The organism is Acidipropionibacterium timonense, from assembly GCF_900605005.1.
In the GTDB taxonomy this organism is placed as follows: Bacteria; Actinomycetota; Actinomycetes; order Propionibacteriales; family Propionibacteriaceae; genus Cutibacterium; species Cutibacterium timonense.
The window spans coordinates 1475310-1492644 of record NZ_LR027558.1 but is presented as its reverse complement, the minus strand read 5'-3'; the positions used below and the strand labels follow the sequence as shown (position 1 = coordinate 1492644).

Sequence of the window (17335 nt, the reverse complement as noted above, 5' to 3'; positions counted from 1 at the left end):
GGATTCCTTTGATTGATCTAGACGATAACTGATTTGTCAGTTGTTTGTTTGGGTCAGTGTTTTGGATTCTCCGACACCTGTCCAGCCTGTGTGGTTGGTGGTGATATTTTTTCATTGGAGAGTTTGATCCTGGCTCAGGACAAACGCTGGCGGCGTGCTTAACACATGCAAGTCGAACGGTAAGGCCCTTCGGGGTACACGAGTGGCGAACGGGTGAGTAACACGTGAGTAACCTGCCCATGACTTTGGGATAACTCCAGGAAACTGGTGCTAATACCGGATATGAGCTCCTGCTGCATGGTGGGGGTTGGAAAGCTCCGGCGGTTGTGGATGGACTCGCGGCCTATCAGCTTGTTGGTGAGGTAGTGGCTCACCAAGGCTTCGACGGGTAGCCGGCCTGAGAGGGCGACCGGCCACATTGGGACTGAGATACGGCCCAGACTCCTACGGGAGGCAGCAGTGGGGAATATTGCACAATGGGCGCAAGCCTGATGCAGCAACGCCGCGTGCGGGATGACGGCCTTCGGGTTGTAAACCGCTTTCACCAGGGACGAAGCGTGAGTGACGGTACCTGGAGAAGAAGCACCGGCTAACTACGTGCCAGCAGCCGCGGTGATACGTAGGGTGCGAGCGTTGTCCGGATTTATTGGGCGTAAAGAGCTCGTAGGCGGTTGATCGCGTCGGAAGTGAAAACTTGGGGCTTAACCCTGGGCGTGCTTTCGATACGGGTTGACTTGAGGAAGGTAGGGGAGAATGGAATTCCTGGTGGAGCGGTGGAATGCGCAGATATCAGGAGGAACACCAGTGGCGAAGGCGGTTCTCTGGACCTTTCCTGACGCTGAGGAGCGAAAGCGTGGGGAGCAAACAGGCTTAGATACCCTGGTAGTCCACGCTGTAAACGGTGGGTACTAGGTGTGGGGTCCATTCCACGGATTCCGTGCCGTAGCTAACGCATTAAGTACCCCGCCTGGGGAGTACGGCCGCAAGGCTAAAACTCAAAGGAATTGACGGGGCCCCGCACAAGCGGCGGAGCATGCGGATTAATTCGATGCAACGCGAAGAACCTTACCTGGGTTTGACATGGATCGGTAACTTCCAGAGATGGTTGCCCCCCCTTTGGGGTCGGTTCACAGGTGGTGCATGGCTGTCGTCAGCTCGTGTCGTGAGATGTTGGGTTAAGTCCCGCAACGAGCGCAACCCTCGTCCACTGTTGCCAGCAATTCGGTTGGGGACTCAGTGGAGACCGCCGGGGTCAACTCGGAGGAAGGTGGGGATGACGTCAAGTCATCATGCCCCTTATGTCCAGGGCTTCACGCATGCTACAATGGCCGGTACAAAGAGTTGCGACATCGTGAGGTGAAGCGAATCTCAAAAAGCCGGTCTCAGTTCGGATTGGGGTCTGCAACTCGACCCCATGAAGTCGGAGTCGCTAGTAATCGCAGATCAGCAACGCTGCGGTGAATACGTTCCCGGGGCTTGTACACACCGCCCGTCAAGTCATGAAAGTCGGTAACACCCGAAGCCGGTGGCCCAACCTTGTGGGGGAGCCGTCGAAGGTGGGACTGGTAATTAGGACTAAGTCGTAACAAGGTAGCCGTACCGGAAGGTGCGGCTGGATCACCTCCTTTCTAAGGAGTTCATGGGTTGTCCTCTGATCGTTGTGGTTGGGGGTGTGGCCCCATGGTTGCCTTGCCTCCTGTGTGGGGGTGGGGTGCTCTGGAGTGGAACATTGACTGTCTGTGCTGCTGGCCCTGGTGGGTTGGTGGTGTGGGGGCACGTTGTTGGGGTTCTGGGGTATCACGCCGGCTGGTGTGGTGTCCTGGTGTGTCGCGAACACCGCGGCTGCTGATGCGTTTGTGTTGGTGGTGGGTGTCTCGTGTGGTGGTTGAGAACTGCACAGTGGATGCGAGCATCTTTGTATGTGATTTTGCGTGAGTGGTTTGTGTGACAAGCTACTGAGTGCGATCGGTGGATGCCTTGGCACCAAGAGCCGATGAAGGACGTTGTAACCTGCGATAAGCCCTGGGGAGTTGGTAAACGAGCTGTGATCCGGGGATGTCCGAATGGGGAAACCTTGAATGGCCGGAGTCATGTCCGGTGACCCTGCCCTGAATGTATAGGGGTGTGGGAGGTAACGTGGGGAAGTGAAACATCTCAGTACCCACAGGAAGAGAAAACAACCGTGATTCCGTGAGTAGTGGCGAGCGAAAGCGGATGAGGCCAAACCGTGTGTGTGTTCAAGCCGGCAGGCGTTGCATGTGCGGGGTTGTGGGGGCCTTCTGATCTGACTGCCGTCGGGTCGGCCGTTGTGTTCGTGTGAAGTCGAATCGTCTGGGAAGGCGGACCGTAGTGGGTGAGAGTCCCGTAGACGTGAGCGCGGCGCTGGTGAGGGTTGCCCCAAGTAGTGCGGAACTCCTGAAATTCCGCATGAATCTGGCGGGACCACCCGTCAAGCCTAAATACTCCTTGGTGACCGATAGCGGATCAGTACCGTGAGGGAATGGTGAAAAGTACCCCGGGAGGGGAGTGAAATAGTACCTGAAACCGGTCGCATACAAGCCGTCGGAGCCTTTCGGGGTGACGGCGTGCCTTTTGAAGAATGAGCCTGCGAGTTAGTGGTGCGTGGCGAGGTTAACCCGTGTGGGGTAGTCGTAGCGAAAGCGAGTCCGAACAGGGCGACAGTCGCGTGCTCTAGACCCGAAGCGGTGTGATCTATCCATGGCCAGGATGAAGCGACGGTAAGACGTCGTGGAGGTCCGAACCCACTTCAGTTGAAAATGGAGGGGATGAGCTGTGGATAGGGGTGAAAGGCCAATCAAACACCGTGATAGCTGGTTCTCCCCGAAATGCATTTAGGTGCAGCGTTGCGTGGTTCTTGTCGGAGGTAGAGCACTGGATGGTCTAGGGGGCCTATCAGCTTACCGAAATCAGCCAAACTCCGAATGCCGGCAAGTGTAGCGCAGCAGTGAGACGGCGGGGGATAAGCTTCGTCGTCGAGAGGGAAACAGCCCAGATCATCAGCTAAGGCCCCTAAGCGGTAACTAAGTGGAAAAGGATGTGGAGTTGCGCAGACAACCAGGAGGTTGGCTTGGAAGCAGCCATCCTTGAAAGAGTGCGTAATAGCTCACTGGTCAAGTGATTCCGCGCCGACAATGTAGCGGGGCTCAAGTTATCCGCCGAAGCTGTGGCAACTCGTGTGAGTTGGGTAGGGGAGCGTCGTGTCAGTGGTGAAGCGGCATGGTGACGTGTCGTGGAGTTGACGCGAGTGAGAATGCAGGCATGAGTAGCGAATGACGGGTGAGAAACCCGTCCGCCGAATATCCAAGGGTTCCAGGGTCAAGCTAATCTGCCCTGGGTGAGTCGGGACCTAAGGCGAGGCCGACAGGCGTAGTCGATGGACGACCAGTTGATATTCTGGTACCGGTGTAACACCGTCCGTGCCGAGGTGTGTGATGCTAAGCGTGCGAGTGTGCTGGTGATCCCTTCGGGGTGATCTTGTTGCATGAGTGTGTGAACCGATCATGTAGTAGGCAAGCTGCGGAGGGACGCAGTGAGGTAGCTCATCCCCGGCGATGGTTGTCCGGGGCTAAATGTGTGGACCGTCTGGTAGGTAAATCCGCCAGGCTTGTGGTTGAGGCATGATGGCGAGCCCACGTTGGTGGGTGAGTGAGTGATCCTGTGCTGCCGAGAAAAGCTTCGTGAGCGAGGTGTGAGCCGCCCGTACCCTAAACCGACACTGGTGGATTGGTAGAGTATACCGAGGCGATCGAGAGAATCATGGTGAAGGAACTCGGCAAAATACCCCCGTAACTTCGGAATAAGGGGGACCTGATCCGTGAAGGTTGTACTTCTGGAGCGGTGAGGGTCGCAGAGACCAGGGGGAAGCGACTGTTTACCAAAAACACAGGTCCGTGCGAAGTCGTAAGACGATGTATACGGACTGACTCCTGCCCGGTGCTGGAAGGTTAAGGGGAACTGTTAGGGTTTCGGCCTGAAGCGGTGAACTTAAGCCCCAGTAAACGGCGGTGGTAACTATAACCATCCTAAGGTAGCGAAATTCCTTGTCGGGTAAGTTCCGACCTGCACGAATGGAGTAACGACTTCCCTACTGTCTCCACCATGAACTCGGCGAAATTGCAGTACGAGTAAAGATGCTCGTTACGCGCAGCAGGACGGAAAGACCCCGGGACCTTTACTATAGTTTGGTATTGGTGATCGGTACGACTTGTGTAGGATAGGTGGGAGACTTTGAAGCGGCCACGCCAGTGGTTGTGGAGTCATTGTTGAAATACCACTCTGGTCGTTCTGGTTATCTAACCTCGGACCGTGATCCGGTTCAGGGACAGTGCCTGATGGGTAGTTTGACTGGGGCGGTCGCCTCCTAAAAGGTAACGGAGGCGCCCAAAGGTTCCCTCATCCTGGTTGGTAATCAGGTGTCGAGTGTAAGTGCACAAGGGAGCTTGACTGTGAGACAGACATGTCGAGCAGGGACGAAAGTCGGGACTAGTGATCTGACGGTGGCATGTGGACGCGCCGTCACTCAACGGATAAAAGGTACCCCGGGGATACTAGGCTGATTTTGCCCGAGCGCTCACAGCGACGGCATGGTTTGGCACCTCGATGTCGGCTCGTCGCATCCTGGGGCTGGAGTCGGTCCCAAGGGTTGGGCTGTTCGCCCATTAAAGCGGCCCGCGAGCTGGGTTCAGAACGTCGTGAGACAGTTCGGTCCCTATCCGCTGCGCGCGTAGGAATCTTGAGAAGAGCTGTCCTTAGTACGAGAGGACCGGGACGGACTGACCTCTGGTGTGCCAGTTGTTCTGCCAAGAGCACGGCTGGTTGGCTACGTCGGGTCGTGATAACCGCTGAAAGCATCTAAGCGGGAAGCACGCTTCAAGATGAGGGTTCCCACAGATGAATCTGGTAAGGCCTCCGGTGGACGACCGGGTTGATAGGCCGGATGTGGAAGCACTGCAAGGTGTGGAGCTGACCGGTACTAATAGGTCGAGGGCTTGTCTCTCACTCTCGTGATTGATCGTGTGATTGTTCGCATCCACTGTGTGGCTCCCTGCCACCACGCGGCGTGTCCGCATGATGTATGGGGGCACGGTTTTCGTGACATGCCGGGGATTGTTGCCCCGGAGTGTTTCGGTGGCCATGGCGAGAGGGAAACACCCGGTCCCATTCCGAACCCGGTAGTTAAGCCTCCCTGCGCCGATGGTACTGCAAGAGGGATCTTGTGGGAGAGTAGGACGCTGCCGGACTTCAATATGATTGTGGCCCTGCACCTTCGGGTGCAGGGCCACAATTGCATTCTGGAGGCTTTCACGCGCGGCCTGCGCTCTGTCCTCGGGATTCGGCCGGATGCCGCTGTGGCGGCGCGTCGGAAGGGTGCCGCGGCAGTGGCGTACGGGCAGATCACTGCGCGGCGGTGTGTGCCGCCCGACAGGAACAGACAAATGCGATGACGCGCCGACACGTGGCTCGTGCCCGGGGCCGGTCGTGGCACTTGGGTGAACCGAGCCCGGTCGTCACCGTCATCGCCCGGTGACGCTTAGGCGTCAGGTACGAGAAGATAGAGGACATGGACGATTCTTCGACCCCCCGCGGGGGCTCCAACGGACGCGGTCGGTCAGGCGGATACGGCCGCGGTGGCCAGGGACGGTCGAACGCCGGTCGCGGGTTCGGGGGCCGTGGTGACGGACGTCGCGGCCGCGGTGGCTCCGACCGGGACGGGCGTTCCCGCGATGACGCGCGCCCCGCTCGTGACGGCAGTTGGGGCCGCGATGACCGGTTCTCGCGCGACGACCGCCGTTCCCATGACGATCGGCGCGATCATGAGTTCGGCGGAAGGGACGGCCGGGGCGAGTCAGGACGACACCAGGGTCGGTCGGGTGGTCGCACCGGGCAGTGGCGTCGAGGCGGCTTCGGCGAGGACGACACCCGAGGAGACAGGCAGGACGGACGCGACCGCTTCCGTGACGACGCCCGCTCCGATGAAGATCGTCGCTGGGGATCTCGCCGCGACGATGACCGGCGACGAGGTTCACGGTTCCGCGACGACCGTCGCGAGCGTGATGGGTTCCGCGACGACCGTCGCGAGCGTGACGGGTTCCGCGACGACCTTCGCGGGGGCGATCGATATCGGGACGACCGCGAGGGGCGCCGCGATGATCGCGACCGTCGTGGATCCCGCCCTTCCGGCGAGGATTCTCGTCAGGGACGCCGTTGGGACGCCGACCGCCCGCGTCCGGGGTGGCGGGGTGAGCGGGGCAGCCGGGACGACCGGGGTGAGCGTGGTCCGGCCCCGGAGGGGGAGCGCCGCTGGTCCGGGGACCGACGCAGGGCCGGCTCAGGTGGCGGCCGCTCGTTCGACGGTGCCGGTCGTGGTGAGCGTCGAGGTGGCGGCGGACGTCCGATGGGTCGCCCACGGCGGGAGGAGCGCCCTGCACGGGAGGAGGCCCCTCTTCACCCAGGCCTGGAGCCGCGTGCCGACGAACCGATGGCTCCCCTGGACTTCGACGAGAAGGCGCTGCCGGCGTCGGTCAAGGCCGAGTTGCGGGGGGTACCGGCCGACGTCGCCCACGTCATCGCCGGTCACCTCGTCGCTGCGGCCGAGCTGCTCGAGGACGACCCGGCCCTGGCGAATGCGCATGCCCAGACCGCGCGGCGCCGCGCTGCGCGTCTGCCCGTGCTCCGCGAGGTCGCGGCCGAGACCGCTTATGCCGCGGGGGAGTACGCATCGGCGCTCAACGACTATCGGGCGCTGCATCGGATGACCGGCAATGCGAACTACCTGCCCGTCATGGCCGACTGCGAACGTGCCCTGGGGCGTCCCGAAGCTGCTCTCAAGATCATCGCCCAGGGGGAGGAGTCCGACCTGTCGGCCAAGCAGCGGGTCGAGCTCGTCCTCGTCAAGGCCGGTGCCCGCGAGGACCTGGGGCAGCACTCCGAGGCGCGTCGTCTGCTGCGCGCTGCCTTGAGCAGCACCGACGGTCCGTCCGAGGCGGTCGCCCGACTGCACTACGCCTACGCCGAGATGATGCTGGCCGACGGCGACGAGAAGGCCGCGAGACGGTGGTTCTCCAGCGCCGCCGCCCATGATCCGGGCGGTCTGCTCGACGCCCAGGACCGCGTCGACATCCTCGACGGTCTGGAGCCGGCCGAGGACGACGAGGACGACCTCGTCTTCTCCGAGGAGGAATTCGAGGGGCCCTCCCCGGAGGAGTCCGCCGAGCCGGAGCCGGGACGGTCGGGATCCGACCCGGCGGCCCCCGACGAGGAGGATGCCGATGAGTGAGCTCGTCGACGGCCACGACGCCGTCCTCTTCGACCTCGACGGCGTCATCTATCTGGGCCCCGAGCCCATCCCGGCGGCACCGGCGACCGTCGCCGGACTGCGTGAGCGGGGCATCGGCGTCGCCTTCGTGACGAACAACGCGGCTCGCGCCACGAGCGTGGTCGCGCAGCAACTGCAGGGGATGGGGATCGACGCCACCGCCCACGACGTCGTCTCCTCGGCCGAGGCCGTCACCGCCCTCGTCGTCACGCACCTCGGGGCCGGGGCAAAGGTGCTGCTCGTCGGCACCTCGAATCTGGACGACCTGGCACGCGAGCGTGGTCTGGTGCCGGTCGAGTCGGCACAGGACGGGCCGGACGCCGTCATCCAGGGCTACGACCCGCACGTGGCGTGGTCGCGGCTGGAGGAGGCATGCTTCGCCATCCAGGCGGGAGCCCGGTGGTACGCCGCCAACCCCGACCTCACCCGACCCACGGACCGTGGCCTGGTGCCCGGACTCGGTGCCCAGATCGGCGTCGTGGCGACGGCGGTCGAGGGATCGCCGATGATGGCCGGCAAGCCCTACCCGCCGCTGCTCGAGGCCACCGTCGAACGGCTCGGCTGCCGTCGGCCGCTCTTCGTCGGGGACCGGCTCGACACCGACATCCTCGGCGCCCGGTCCCAGGGCATGGGATCGCTCTTCGTCCTCACCGGTGCGCACGGCGTCCACGACCTGCTCGACGCCCCGCAGGACCGGCGCCCGGACCACGTCGGGGCCGATCTGGGTGCCCTGCTCGCGCCGGACCACCCGGTGACCCTCACCGATTCGACCGCGCGCTGCGGCCGGGCCGAGGTCGACGTCGTCGACGGGGCGCTGTGTGCCGCCGGGATCCCGGCCGACACGGAGGGGCAGCTCGACCTGCTCCGGGCGATCCTGGCCCTCGTGTGGGCCGGCAGGGCCGCGCCCGACCACGACCTCGTCGGAAGGCTCGACCAGCTCCACTGAGTCAGCTCCGCCGAGGTCTGGGCGAGGATCTCCTCGCTCTGGCCGACGGCGCGCGGATCCTCGACGCGTCGACTGTCGGACGTGCCCCGCGGACCGGCCCGGGACCCCGATTGAACACTGTTCAAGGCTCATCGCTACGATACCGACGGACGTCGCCGGTGCGCCGTCCCGTCACGACTCAGGAGACTCGACATGTCCTCATCCCGCCGGTTCCAGGCCACCGACCTGGCCCTCATCGCCGTCTTCGCGGCTCTCATCGCCGTCCTCGCGATCATCCCGCCACTGTTCTCCATCGGTGCGGTGCCGTTCGCCATCCAGATGATCGGCGTCATGCTCGCCCCGCTCGTCCTCGGTGGCGCACGCGGTGGCAGCGCCAACGCGCTCTACGCCCTCGTCGGTGCCCTCGGGCTGCCCGTGTTCTCCGGCCAGACGAGCGGTCCGGGCGTGCTCTTCGGGGCGACCGGCGGGTACATCTGGGGATTCATCATCGGCGGCTTCCTCGCCGGTGCCCTGGCCACCCGGATCATGCGCACCCGGCCCCGCAGGGCCATCCTCCCGATCTGGCTCTACCTCGTCGCCCTCGTCGACCTGCTCGTCATCTACCTGTGCGGAACGATCGGCCTCATGGCCGCGGCCGGCATGAAGCTCAGCGCGACCCTCGCCCTCAACGGTCCGCTGCTGCTCATCGACCTGCTCAAGGCCCTCGTCGCCGTGGCGGTCGCGGTCGGCGTCCTCACCGCGTTCCCGCGTCTCATGCCGACCCGACGGGTCGCGGCGGCCCGGTGATCGAGTTCCGCGAGGTCGAGCTGCGGGTCGACGAGTACGACGTCGAGGGACACCACCGCCAGGTGACGATCCTCGACGGCGTCGACCTCACCCTCGCCGAACGGCGGGTGGCCGTCGTCGGACCCAACGGAGCCGGCAAGTCGACCCTGCTGCGGCTCGTCAACGGCCTGGCCGAGCCCACCGCCGGGCGGGTCCTCGTCGACGGCATCGAGCCGGCCCACGAGCCGGCCCGGGCCCGGCGTCACTGCGGCTACATCTTCACCAACCCCATGTCACAGCTCGTCATGTCGACCCCGGTGGCCGACGTCGAGTTGTCCCTGCGCTCGCAGATCCGCGACCGCCGGGCACGCCACGCCCGAGCCCTCGAGCTGTTGGCCGACCAGGGCCTGGCCGACGTCGCCGGACGCAGCGTCCACGATCTGTCGGGGGGCGAACGTCAGCTCGTCTCCCTGGCCAGCGTCCTGGCCGTCGGACCGCGCGTCATCCTCGCCGACGAGCCCACGACCCTGCTCGACCTGCGCAACCGAGAGCGGTTGCGCCGAGCCTTCGAACGGCTCGACCAACAGATCCTCTGCAGCACCCACGACCTCGAGCTCGCCGCGAGCTTCGATCGGGTCCTGGCGGTCGAGGGTGGACGGGTCGTCGACGACGGCGAGCCCGGTCCGGTCATCGCCCGGTACCGGGCGCGGATGATCGAGGAGGCGTCGTGACCCCCGGACGTGGAGGGGACTATCTCGGCAGCTACCGGCCCGGGGCGAGTCCGGCACACCGGATGCCCCTGTGGCTCAAGTACGTCCTCGTCGTCGCGGTCGGCGTCACCCCCTTCGCCGTGCGCCGCTGGTGGTTGGCCCTCATCTGCCTGGTGCTCTCGGTCGTCCTCGTGCTCCTCGTCGCCCAGCTCCCGGCACGCACGAGCCTGCGGCTGGGGGTTCCCCTGTGGGCGATGAACCTGCTCATCCTCGGCTACCACGTCATCTTCACGAACTGGCAGCGTGGGGTGGCCTACGTCGGGGCGATCATGGCGGCGATCTACGTCGCCAGGATGCTCACCTGCACCACCGACCCCGGCGCCATCATGGACGCCACGGCGTCGCTGGCCCGACCCTTCCGCCGGTTCGGGGCCAGCCCCGAGAAGTTCGCCCTCACCATCGCCCTCATGTGGACGACCATCCCGTACCTCCTGTCGTCCTTCCTGTCGGTCCGCGACGCCGCCCGCGCCCGTGGCCTGGAACGGTCGTCATGGCGGTTCATCATGCCCTTCGTCATCGCCGCGGTGGCTCACGCCCTCGAGCTCGGTGACGCCCTGCGCGCCCGGGGTCTGGGTGACGACGATGAGGACGACAGGGCCGGCGTCGACGCCGATCGTGGGGCGAGCGGGGCCGGGTCGATGGTGGCCGCGCGGTGAACCGCCTCGACGTCGAGCTCGTCCGCCGCGGCCTGGCCAGGTCGCGCACCCTCGCCGCACGGCTCGTGCGCGAGGGGCGGGTGCGCGTCGACGGGCAAGTCGCCGACAAGCCGTCCCTCCTCGTCGACGAGGACCGGACCATCGAGGCGGAGACCGAGACCTGGGTCTCCCGCGGTGCCCACAAACTCCTCGGCGCCCTCGACGACCTCGACGTCGTCGTTCCGGCGCGGGTCCTCGACGCCGGGGCGTCGACCGGCGGATTCAGCCAGGTCGTCCTCGACCGTGGCGCGACGAGGGTCTTCGCCGTCGACGTCGGCCACGGCCAGCTGGCACCCGTGATCGCCGAGGACCCGCGTGTGGTGGTCCGGGAGGGTCTCAACCTGCGCGACCTCGCCCCGGCCGATCTCGACGGGCGCCCGGTCGACCTCGTCGTCGGGGACGTGTCGTTCATCTCCCTCACCCTGCTGCTCGGGCCGCTGACCGGCGTGTGCTCCCCGGACGCGACGATGCTCCTGCTCGTCAAACCCCAGTTCGAGGTCGGGCGCCGGGACCTCGGGGCGCACGGGGTCGTCACGGATCCGCGACTGCGGGCCAGGTCCGTCGACGCCGTCGTCGGCCACGCCCAGCGGCTCGGGTGGCGCCACGAGGGCACCGCGCCGAGTCGCGTCACCGGCCAGGACGGCAACCAGGAGTTCTTCGTGCGTCTGGGGAGGTCGACGGCGCGCCGGTAGGCTGGGGCCGTGAGTGAACCTGCTGCGGGAACGGTGTCCGATCCGACCGAGGACGTGCCCCGCAACGTCGTCGTCATCTCCCACGCCGTCCGCGAGGACGCCTTTGACGCCGCCGGTGAGTTCATCGCCGCGATGGATCAGCGCGGCATCTCCAGCGTCGTCCTGGCCGACCAACGCGACGCCCTGCAGACCCGGGTGCCCGGGGTGCCGTTGACGACCATCGACCCGAGCATCTCGGACCCGCAGAGTCTGCGGATCGAGGTCGTCATCGTCTTCGGAGGGGACGGCACGATCCTGCGTGCCGCCGAGTGGGCCCTGCCACGACACGTCCCGATGCTCGGGGTCAACCTGGGCCACGTCGGGTTCCTGGCCGAACTCGAGCGCTCCGACATGTCGAGTCTCGTGCGACAGGTGTGCGACCGCGACTACACCGTCGAGGACCGGCTCGTCCTCGAGGTGCGCGTCACAGATCACGCCGGACGCGAGCACTGGCGGTCCTTCGCCGTCAACGAGATGAGCTTGGAGAAGGCGTCCCGACGCCGGATGCTCGACGTCCTCGCCTCGGTCGACGGACTGCCCGTGCAGCGCTGGAGCTGCGACGGCATCCTCGTGTCGACGCCGACCGGCTCGACGGCCTACGCCTTCTCGGCCGGCGGTCCGGTCATGTGGCCCGATGTCGAGGCCATGCTCATGCTCCCGCTGAGCGCCCACGCCCTCTTCGCCCGACCCCTCGTCATGTCTCCGAACGCGCGGGTCGACCTCGACGTCCAACCCGACGGGACCGACGCGGCAGTGCTGTGGTGCGATGGAAGGCGCAGCTGCGAGGTGCGGCCGGGGGAGCGGGTCACCGTCGTCCGCCATGACGCCCGGCTGCGCATAGCGCGGCTGGCCGAACAGCCCTTCACCTCCAGGCTCGTCAAGAAGTTCGCCCTCCCGGTCGACGGCTGGCGTCAGGGGCAGGGCCGCGGATGATCCGCTCCCTCACCATCCGTGACCTGGGGGTCATCGAGGACGCCACCATCGAACCCTCGCCCGGGCTCACCGCCCTCACCGGCGAGACCGGAGCCGGCAAGACCATGGTCGTCAGCAGCCTCGGGCTGCTCCTGGGGGAACGGGCCGACCCCGCCCTGGTACGCCGGGGAGCCGATCGGGCCGTCGTCGAGACCATCCTCGACTCCGACGATCTGGCCGAGGCCGTCGAGGGCCTCGGTGGACAGGTCGAGGACGGGGAGGTCATCTGCTCCCGGCAGGTCCTCGCATCGCGCCGGTCGAGGTCGGCGGTCGGCGGCGCCCAGGTGACCGCCGGACAGCTGGCCTCGGTGACTGGCCGTGTCGTGACGATCCACGGCCAGTCCGAGCAGGTTCGCCTCGTCGATCCCGCCCATCAACTCGACGTCCTCGACCGGGCCGGTGGGGCCGACCTGGCCGGGGCCCTCGAGGGTCACCGTCGGCTGTGGCAGGAGTTCGCGACGGCGTCGACGAGCCTGCGGCGGGCCGCGGAGGGACGCCAGGACCGGGATCTCGAGATCGAGGTGCTACGACGGCGTCTGGCCGAGGTCGACGCCGTCCACCCCGCGGCCGGCGAGGACGACGAGCTCCTGGCCAGATCGCGACGTCTCCAGGGCGCCCAGGAGGTGCGCTCGACCCTGCAACGGGCCGACGCCCTCCTCAACGGGATGGACTCCGCCGAAGGCCCCGAACCCGGCGCGCTCAGCCTGCTCCAGCAGGCCGCCGAGGCCCTCGAGGAGGCCGGGCGGCACGACCCCGAGGCCGCAGGACTGGCCGAGCGGGCCCGCAGCCTGGGCCTCGACCTGGCCGACGTCGCCGCTGCCGCGGCCGGACGCGCCGCGGCCGCCGAGGCCGACCCGCGTCAGCTCGACGAGGTCCTCAGCCGACTGGCGTCCCTGCAACGACTGCTGCGCTCCCGAGCCAGCACCCTCGATGATCTCCTGGCCGCCACCGAGGTCGACCGACGCCGACTGGCCGAGCTCACCGGTTCCGACGACGACGTCGAGGCTCTCGTGTCACGGGTCGAGAAGCTCCAGGAGGCCCTCGCCGAGTCGGCCCAGGTTCTCGGCGGTCTGCGACGTCGGACGGCCGCCCGCCTCGAGCGTGACCTGCGCCCCGAGCTGGCCGCCCTGGCGATGTCCTCGGCCAAGGTCGAGTTCCGGCTGGAGCCCGCCCCCATGGGGCCACGCGGCACCGACGCCGTGACGATCATGCTGGCGGCCAACTCGGGGGCCAGACCCGCCCCGCTGGCCAAGACGGCGTCAGGCGGTGAACTCTCCCGGGTCAGACTGGCCCTCGAGGTCGTCCTGGCCGACGCCCAGGAGGCGCAGACCTTCGTCTTCGATGAGGTCGACGCCGGCGTCGGAGGCCGCGTCGGGGTCGAGATCGGACGGCGTCTGGCCCGCCTGGCCACCCGACACCAGGTTCTCGTCGTCACCCACCTGGCGCAGGTCGCGGCCTTCGCGCACACCCATCTGGTCGTCACCAAGGCCGACGACGGAACGGTGACGCGCTCCGGGGTGGTGCGCGTCGAGGAGGCGGCACGGCAGCGCGAGCTGGCCCGGATGATGAGCGGCATGTCGAGTTCCCAGGCGGCCCTCGACCACGCCGCCGAGCTGCTGGGGCTCGCCGCGTCCCCCGGACGCCCTGACGACCCCGCGTCCTCCGGACGCCCTGACGACCCCGCGTCCTCCGGACGCCCTGACGACCCAGCGTCCCCCGGACGCCCTGACCACGGAGGCCGAGGACGGAGGCCGACCTGACGCGGACCCCCTTCATCAGTTAGGCTGGAGGTCCGTGGGCAACGAGAAGCATCGCAGCAAGCACGTGTTCGTCACCGGCGGGGTTGTCTCCTCGCTCGGCAAGGGCCTGACGGCCTCCTCCCTCGGTTCCCTGCTCAAGGCTCGTGGACTCAAGGTCACGATGCAGAAGCTCGACCCGTACCTCAACGTCGACCCCGGCACGATGAACCCCTTCCAGCACGGTGAGGTCTTCGTCACCGACGACGGCGCCGAGACCGACCTCGACATCGGTCACTACGAGCGGTTCCTCAACGAGAGCCTCTCCGGGGAGGCCAATGTCACCACCGGCAAGGTCTACTCCGCTGTCATCGCCAAGGAACGTCGCGGTGACTACCTCGGCGACACCGTCCAGGTCATCCCGCACATCACCAACGAGATCAAGGCCCGGATGTTGGCCATGGAGGAGGGCGCCCCCGACGTCGTCATCCACGAGATCGGCGGCACCGTCGGCGACATCGAGTCGCTGCCCTTCCTCGAGGCCGCCCGGCAGGTGCGCCACGAGATCGGCAGGGAGAACGTCTTCTTCCTCCACGTCTCGCTCGTTCCGTACATCAAGCCGTCCGGCGAGATGAAGACCAAGCCGACCCAGCACTCGGTGGCCGCCCTGCGCGAGGTCGGCATCCAGCCCGACGCCATCGTCTGCCGCTCGGAGCGTCCGCTCGTCAAGGGCATCAAGAGCAAGATCGCCCTCATGTGTGACGTCGAGGAGCCGGCCGTCGTGTCCTGTCCCGACGCCCCGTCCATCTACCTCATTCCCAAGGTGCTGCACCGCGAGGGGCTCGACGCCTACGTCGTCCAGCGTCTCAACCTCTTCTTCCGTGACGTCGACTGGTCGACCTGGGACGACCTCCTCGAGCGGGTCAAGAAGCCGACCCGGGAGGTCACCGTGGCCCTCGTCGGCAAGTACATCGACCTGCCCGACGCCTACCTGTCGGTCACCGAGGCCCTTCACGCCGGTGGCTACGCCAATCGCGTCAAGGTCAACGTCAAGTGGGTGGCCTCCGACAACTGCGCCACTCCCCAGGGCGCCGCGCAATACCTCGGCGATGTCGACGGTGTCTGTGTTCCCGGCGGTTTCGGCATCCGTGGGGTCGAGGGCAAGATCGGGGCGATCCGGTGGGCCCGTGAACACAACGTCCCGTTCCTCGGCCTGTGCCTGGGCCTGCAGTGTGCGGTCATCGAGGTCGCCCGCGATCTGGCCGGCATCGAGGGAGCCGCGTCGAGCGAGTTCGATCCCGAGTGCGCCGACCCGGTCATCGCGACGATGGCCGAGCAGGTCGACGTCGTCGCCGGCCGTGGCGACCTCGGTGGGTCGATGCGACTTGGCGCCTACCCGGCCAAGCTCACCAAGGACTCGCAGGTCGCCAAGCTCTACGGGACGACGACCGTCACCGAGCGGCACCGTCACCGCTACGAGGTGAACAACGCCTATCGTGATCGCCTCGAGGGCGCCGGACTGCACATCTGCGGGACGTCCCCCGATGGGTCCCTTGTCGAGTTCGTCGAGCTCGACCGGTCGATGCACCCGTATTTCGTCGCCACCCAGGCGCATCCGGAGCTCAAGAGCCGCCCGACCCACGCCCACCCGCTCTTCCGTGGTCTCGTGGCGGCCGCGATCGCCCACAACAAGGGCGAGGATCGCGCGGTCCCGCTGCCCGACGAGCATCACGGCAGGACGAGCGGGTCCGGCGAGCCTGTCGGGGCACCGGAGGCCGATCAGAAGTGACCCGATGGGACGAGCCGGCCAGCTGGACGGTCGAGAATCACGAGGTGCGCGCCACCGGGCGGGTCTGCGACTTCGTCGACGACACCATCGTCACCCCGGTCGGGGAGACCATCGAGCGGCAGTACGTCACCCATCCCAGTGCCGTCGGCATCATCGCCCTGGACGACGAGGACCGCGTCGCCGTCGTGCGCCAGTACCGGCACCCGGTGCGGATGATCCTCGTCGAGCCGCCTGCCGGACTGCTCGACGTCGACGGGGAGGACTACCTGGCCGCCGCACGGCGCGAGCTCGCCGAGGAGGCCATGCTCGCCGCCGACGACTGGCGTGTGCTCGTCGACATCTTCACGACTCCCGGTGGGTGCCAGGAGAACCTGCGGATCTATCTGGCCAGGTCGCTGCATCCGGCACCCCGGCCCGACGGTTTCGTCCTCGAGGGCGAGGAGGTGCTCATGAAGGCCTCCTGGGAGCCCCTTGACGACCTCGTCGACGCCGTCTTCGCCGGGTCGTGCCAGTCACCGACCCTGGTGGCCGGGGTGACTGCCCTGGCGCTGGCCCGGGCGACCGGGCGGCTCGACGATCTGCGCCCGGCCGGCAGCCCGTGGCCGACGATGGACCGACGCCGTCGGTGAACGAGGCGTCGGACCCCATCAGCGACGAGGTCGCCGACTACCTGCGGCACCTCGTCGCCGAGCGGGGTCTGTCGGCCAACACGGTGGCCGCCTACCGACGCGACCTGCGGCGGTACGACCAGTTCCTGGCCCAGCGCGGTCTCACCGATCTGGCGCAGGTGAGTGCCGTCGACGTGAGCGAGTTCGCCCGGTCCCTCACCGACAGTGGCCTGGCGGCGTCGTCGGTGGCGCGGATGGTCGTCGCAGTGCGCAATCTGCACCGGTTCGCGGTCGGCGAGGGGCACCTCGAGGTCGACGTGGCGCGCGACGTGTCACCGGCGATTCCCCGGCAGCGGCTGCCCAAGGCGCTGACCATCGCGCAGGTCGAGGCCCTGCTGGCCTCCTGCGACGTGACGAGCATCGAGGGGCTGCGTGACCGTGCCCTGCTCGAACTGCTCTACGGCACCGGAGCTCGGATCAGTGAGGTGTGCGACCTCGACGTCGACGACGTGCGCGAGGTCCGTGCCGACCCGTCGGCCGGACTGCGCCTCGTCGGCAAGGGTGACAAGGAACGGGTCGTCCCGCTGGGGCGGTTCGCGCTGGACGCGGTCGACGCCTGGCTGGTGCGCGGTCGGCCGGAGTGGGCCGGTCGGACGGCCTCGTCGTCACCGGCACTGCTGCTCAACTCTCGGGGTGGACGACTCTCGCGCCAGAGTGCCTGGGCGGTCATCCAGAGGGCGGGGGAGCGAGCCGGCCTCGGCGTCCACCTCTCACCGCACAGCCTGCGGCACTCCTACGCCACCCATCTGCTCGATGGAGGGGCCGACGTGCGCGTCGTCCAGGAGCTGCTCGGGCATGCCTCGGTGACGACGACGCAGATCTACACCCTGGTCACCGCCGAGCACCTGCGGGAGGTGTATCGGAGCGCCCATCCGCGGGCGGTGCGGTGAGGGGTTCCACGATGATGAGGTGAAGCTGTCGGCCCCG

At 66.8% G+C, this 17335-nt stretch carries 11 protein-coding genes, 3 rRNA genes and 1 pseudogene; 14 read left to right on the top strand and 1 reads right to left on the bottom strand.

Annotated elements, in window-relative coordinates; all coding sequences use genetic code 11:
- The first annotated feature begins 111 nt into the window (after nucleotides 1-111).
- The 3 genes from E0E30_RS06995 (at nucleotide 112) to rrf (ending at nucleotide 5261) form a co-directional block, all read left to right on the top strand.
- Nucleotides 112-1628: ribosomal RNA gene (locus E0E30_RS06995) — 16S ribosomal RNA — on the top strand.
- Nucleotides 1629-1945: 317 nt separating this feature from the next.
- A 23S ribosomal RNA gene (locus E0E30_RS06990) occupies nucleotides 1946-5017 on the top strand.
- A gap of 127 nt (nucleotides 5018-5144) precedes the next feature.
- Nucleotides 5145-5261: ribosomal RNA gene (gene rrf, locus E0E30_RS06985) — 5S ribosomal RNA — on the top strand.
- Together the 16S, 23S and 5S rRNA genes form the textbook arrangement of a ribosomal RNA operon.
- Before the next feature lie 368 nt (nucleotides 5262-5629).
- On the opposite strand, the gene E0E30_RS06980 is transcribed toward rrf, so the two are convergent.
- Nucleotides 5630-5836: a hypothetical protein gene (locus E0E30_RS06980; RefSeq protein ID WP_130865683.1), complete on the bottom strand. Its 207-nt coding sequence runs from the start codon at nucleotides 5834-5836 to the stop codon at nucleotides 5630-5632.
- Nucleotides 5837-6499: 663 nt separating this feature from the next.
- Here E0E30_RS06980 and E0E30_RS06975 point away from each other — a divergent pair.
- The 11 genes and pseudogenes from E0E30_RS06975 (at nucleotide 6500) to xerD (ending at nucleotide 17298) form a co-directional block, all read left to right on the top strand.
- Nucleotides 6500-7297, top strand: a complete 798-nt coding sequence (locus E0E30_RS06975; protein ID WP_245306537.1) for a tetratricopeptide repeat protein — start codon at nucleotides 6500-6502, stop codon at nucleotides 7295-7297.
- Complete coding sequence (locus tag E0E30_RS06970; protein WP_130865682.1) at nucleotides 7290-8282, top strand: HAD-IIA family hydrolase; 993 nt, start codon at nucleotides 7290-7292, stop codon at nucleotides 8280-8282. Before E0E30_RS06975 ends, E0E30_RS06970 begins: the two co-directional genes overlap by 8 nt.
- Nucleotides 8283-8474: 192 nt before the next feature.
- Nucleotides 8475-9068 carry a biotin transporter BioY gene (locus E0E30_RS06965; RefSeq protein ID WP_130865681.1) on the top strand — a complete coding sequence of 198 codons (594 nt, stop codon included), beginning with the start codon at nucleotides 8475-8477 and terminating at the stop codon, nucleotides 9066-9068.
- A complete protein-coding gene (locus E0E30_RS06960) occupies nucleotides 9065-9778 on the top strand; it encodes an energy-coupling factor ABC transporter ATP-binding protein (protein ID WP_130865680.1) in 714 nt (237 codons plus the stop codon). The genes E0E30_RS06965 and E0E30_RS06960 overlap by 4 nt, the downstream gene beginning before the upstream one ends.
- Complete coding sequence (locus E0E30_RS06955; RefSeq protein WP_280953264.1) at nucleotides 9775-10473, top strand: energy-coupling factor transporter transmembrane component T family protein; 699 nt, start codon at nucleotides 9775-9777, stop codon at nucleotides 10471-10473. The genes E0E30_RS06960 and E0E30_RS06955 overlap by 4 nt, the downstream gene beginning before the upstream one ends.
- Nucleotides 10470-11204, top strand: a complete 735-nt coding sequence (locus E0E30_RS06950) for a TlyA family RNA methyltransferase (protein WP_130865679.1) — start codon at nucleotides 10470-10472, stop codon at nucleotides 11202-11204. The genes E0E30_RS06955 and E0E30_RS06950 overlap by 4 nt, the downstream gene beginning before the upstream one ends.
- A 9-nt stretch (nucleotides 11205-11213) precedes the next feature.
- Complete coding sequence (locus E0E30_RS06945) at nucleotides 11214-12176, top strand: NAD kinase (protein ID WP_411913995.1); 963 nt, start codon at nucleotides 11214-11216, stop codon at nucleotides 12174-12176.
- Nucleotides 12173-13834 (top strand): annotated as a pseudogene (gene recN, locus E0E30_RS06940) (DNA repair protein RecN); the annotation flags it as partial. The gene E0E30_RS06945 and the pseudogene recN, both read left to right, overlap by 4 nt.
- Before the next feature lie 175 nt (nucleotides 13835-14009).
- Complete coding sequence (locus tag E0E30_RS06935) at nucleotides 14010-15740, top strand: CTP synthase (RefSeq protein ID WP_245306536.1); 1731 nt, start codon at nucleotides 14010-14012, stop codon at nucleotides 15738-15740.
- A complete protein-coding gene (locus E0E30_RS06930; RefSeq protein WP_130865677.1) occupies nucleotides 15737-16369 on the top strand; it encodes an NUDIX domain-containing protein in 633 nt (210 codons plus the stop codon). Before E0E30_RS06935 ends, E0E30_RS06930 begins: the two co-directional genes overlap by 4 nt.
- Nucleotides 16366-17298, top strand: coding sequence for a site-specific tyrosine recombinase XerD (xerD, locus tag E0E30_RS06925; protein WP_411913994.1), 933 nt, complete (start codon nucleotides 16366-16368; stop codon nucleotides 17296-17298). Before E0E30_RS06930 ends, xerD begins: the two co-directional genes overlap by 4 nt.
- The last annotated feature ends 37 nt before the right edge of the window (nucleotides 17299-17335 follow it).

Bases quoted from the DNA above. Each gene is read 5' to 3' on its own strand.
- E0E30_RS06965 (WP_130865681.1), top strand. From the start codon at position 8,475: ATGTCCTCATCCCGCCGGTTCCAGGCCACCGACCTGGCCCTCATCGCC.
- E0E30_RS06980 (WP_130865683.1), bottom strand. From the start codon at position 5,836: ATGATCGCGCCGATCGTCATGGGAACGGCGGTCGTCGCGCGAGAACCG.
- E0E30_RS06975 (WP_245306537.1), top strand. From the start codon at position 6,500: ATGGCTCCCCTGGACTTCGACGAGAAGGCGCTGCCGGCGTCGGTCAAG.
- E0E30_RS06970 (WP_130865682.1), top strand. From the start codon at position 7,290: ATGAGTGAGCTCGTCGACGGCCACGACGCCGTCCTCTTCGACCTCGAC.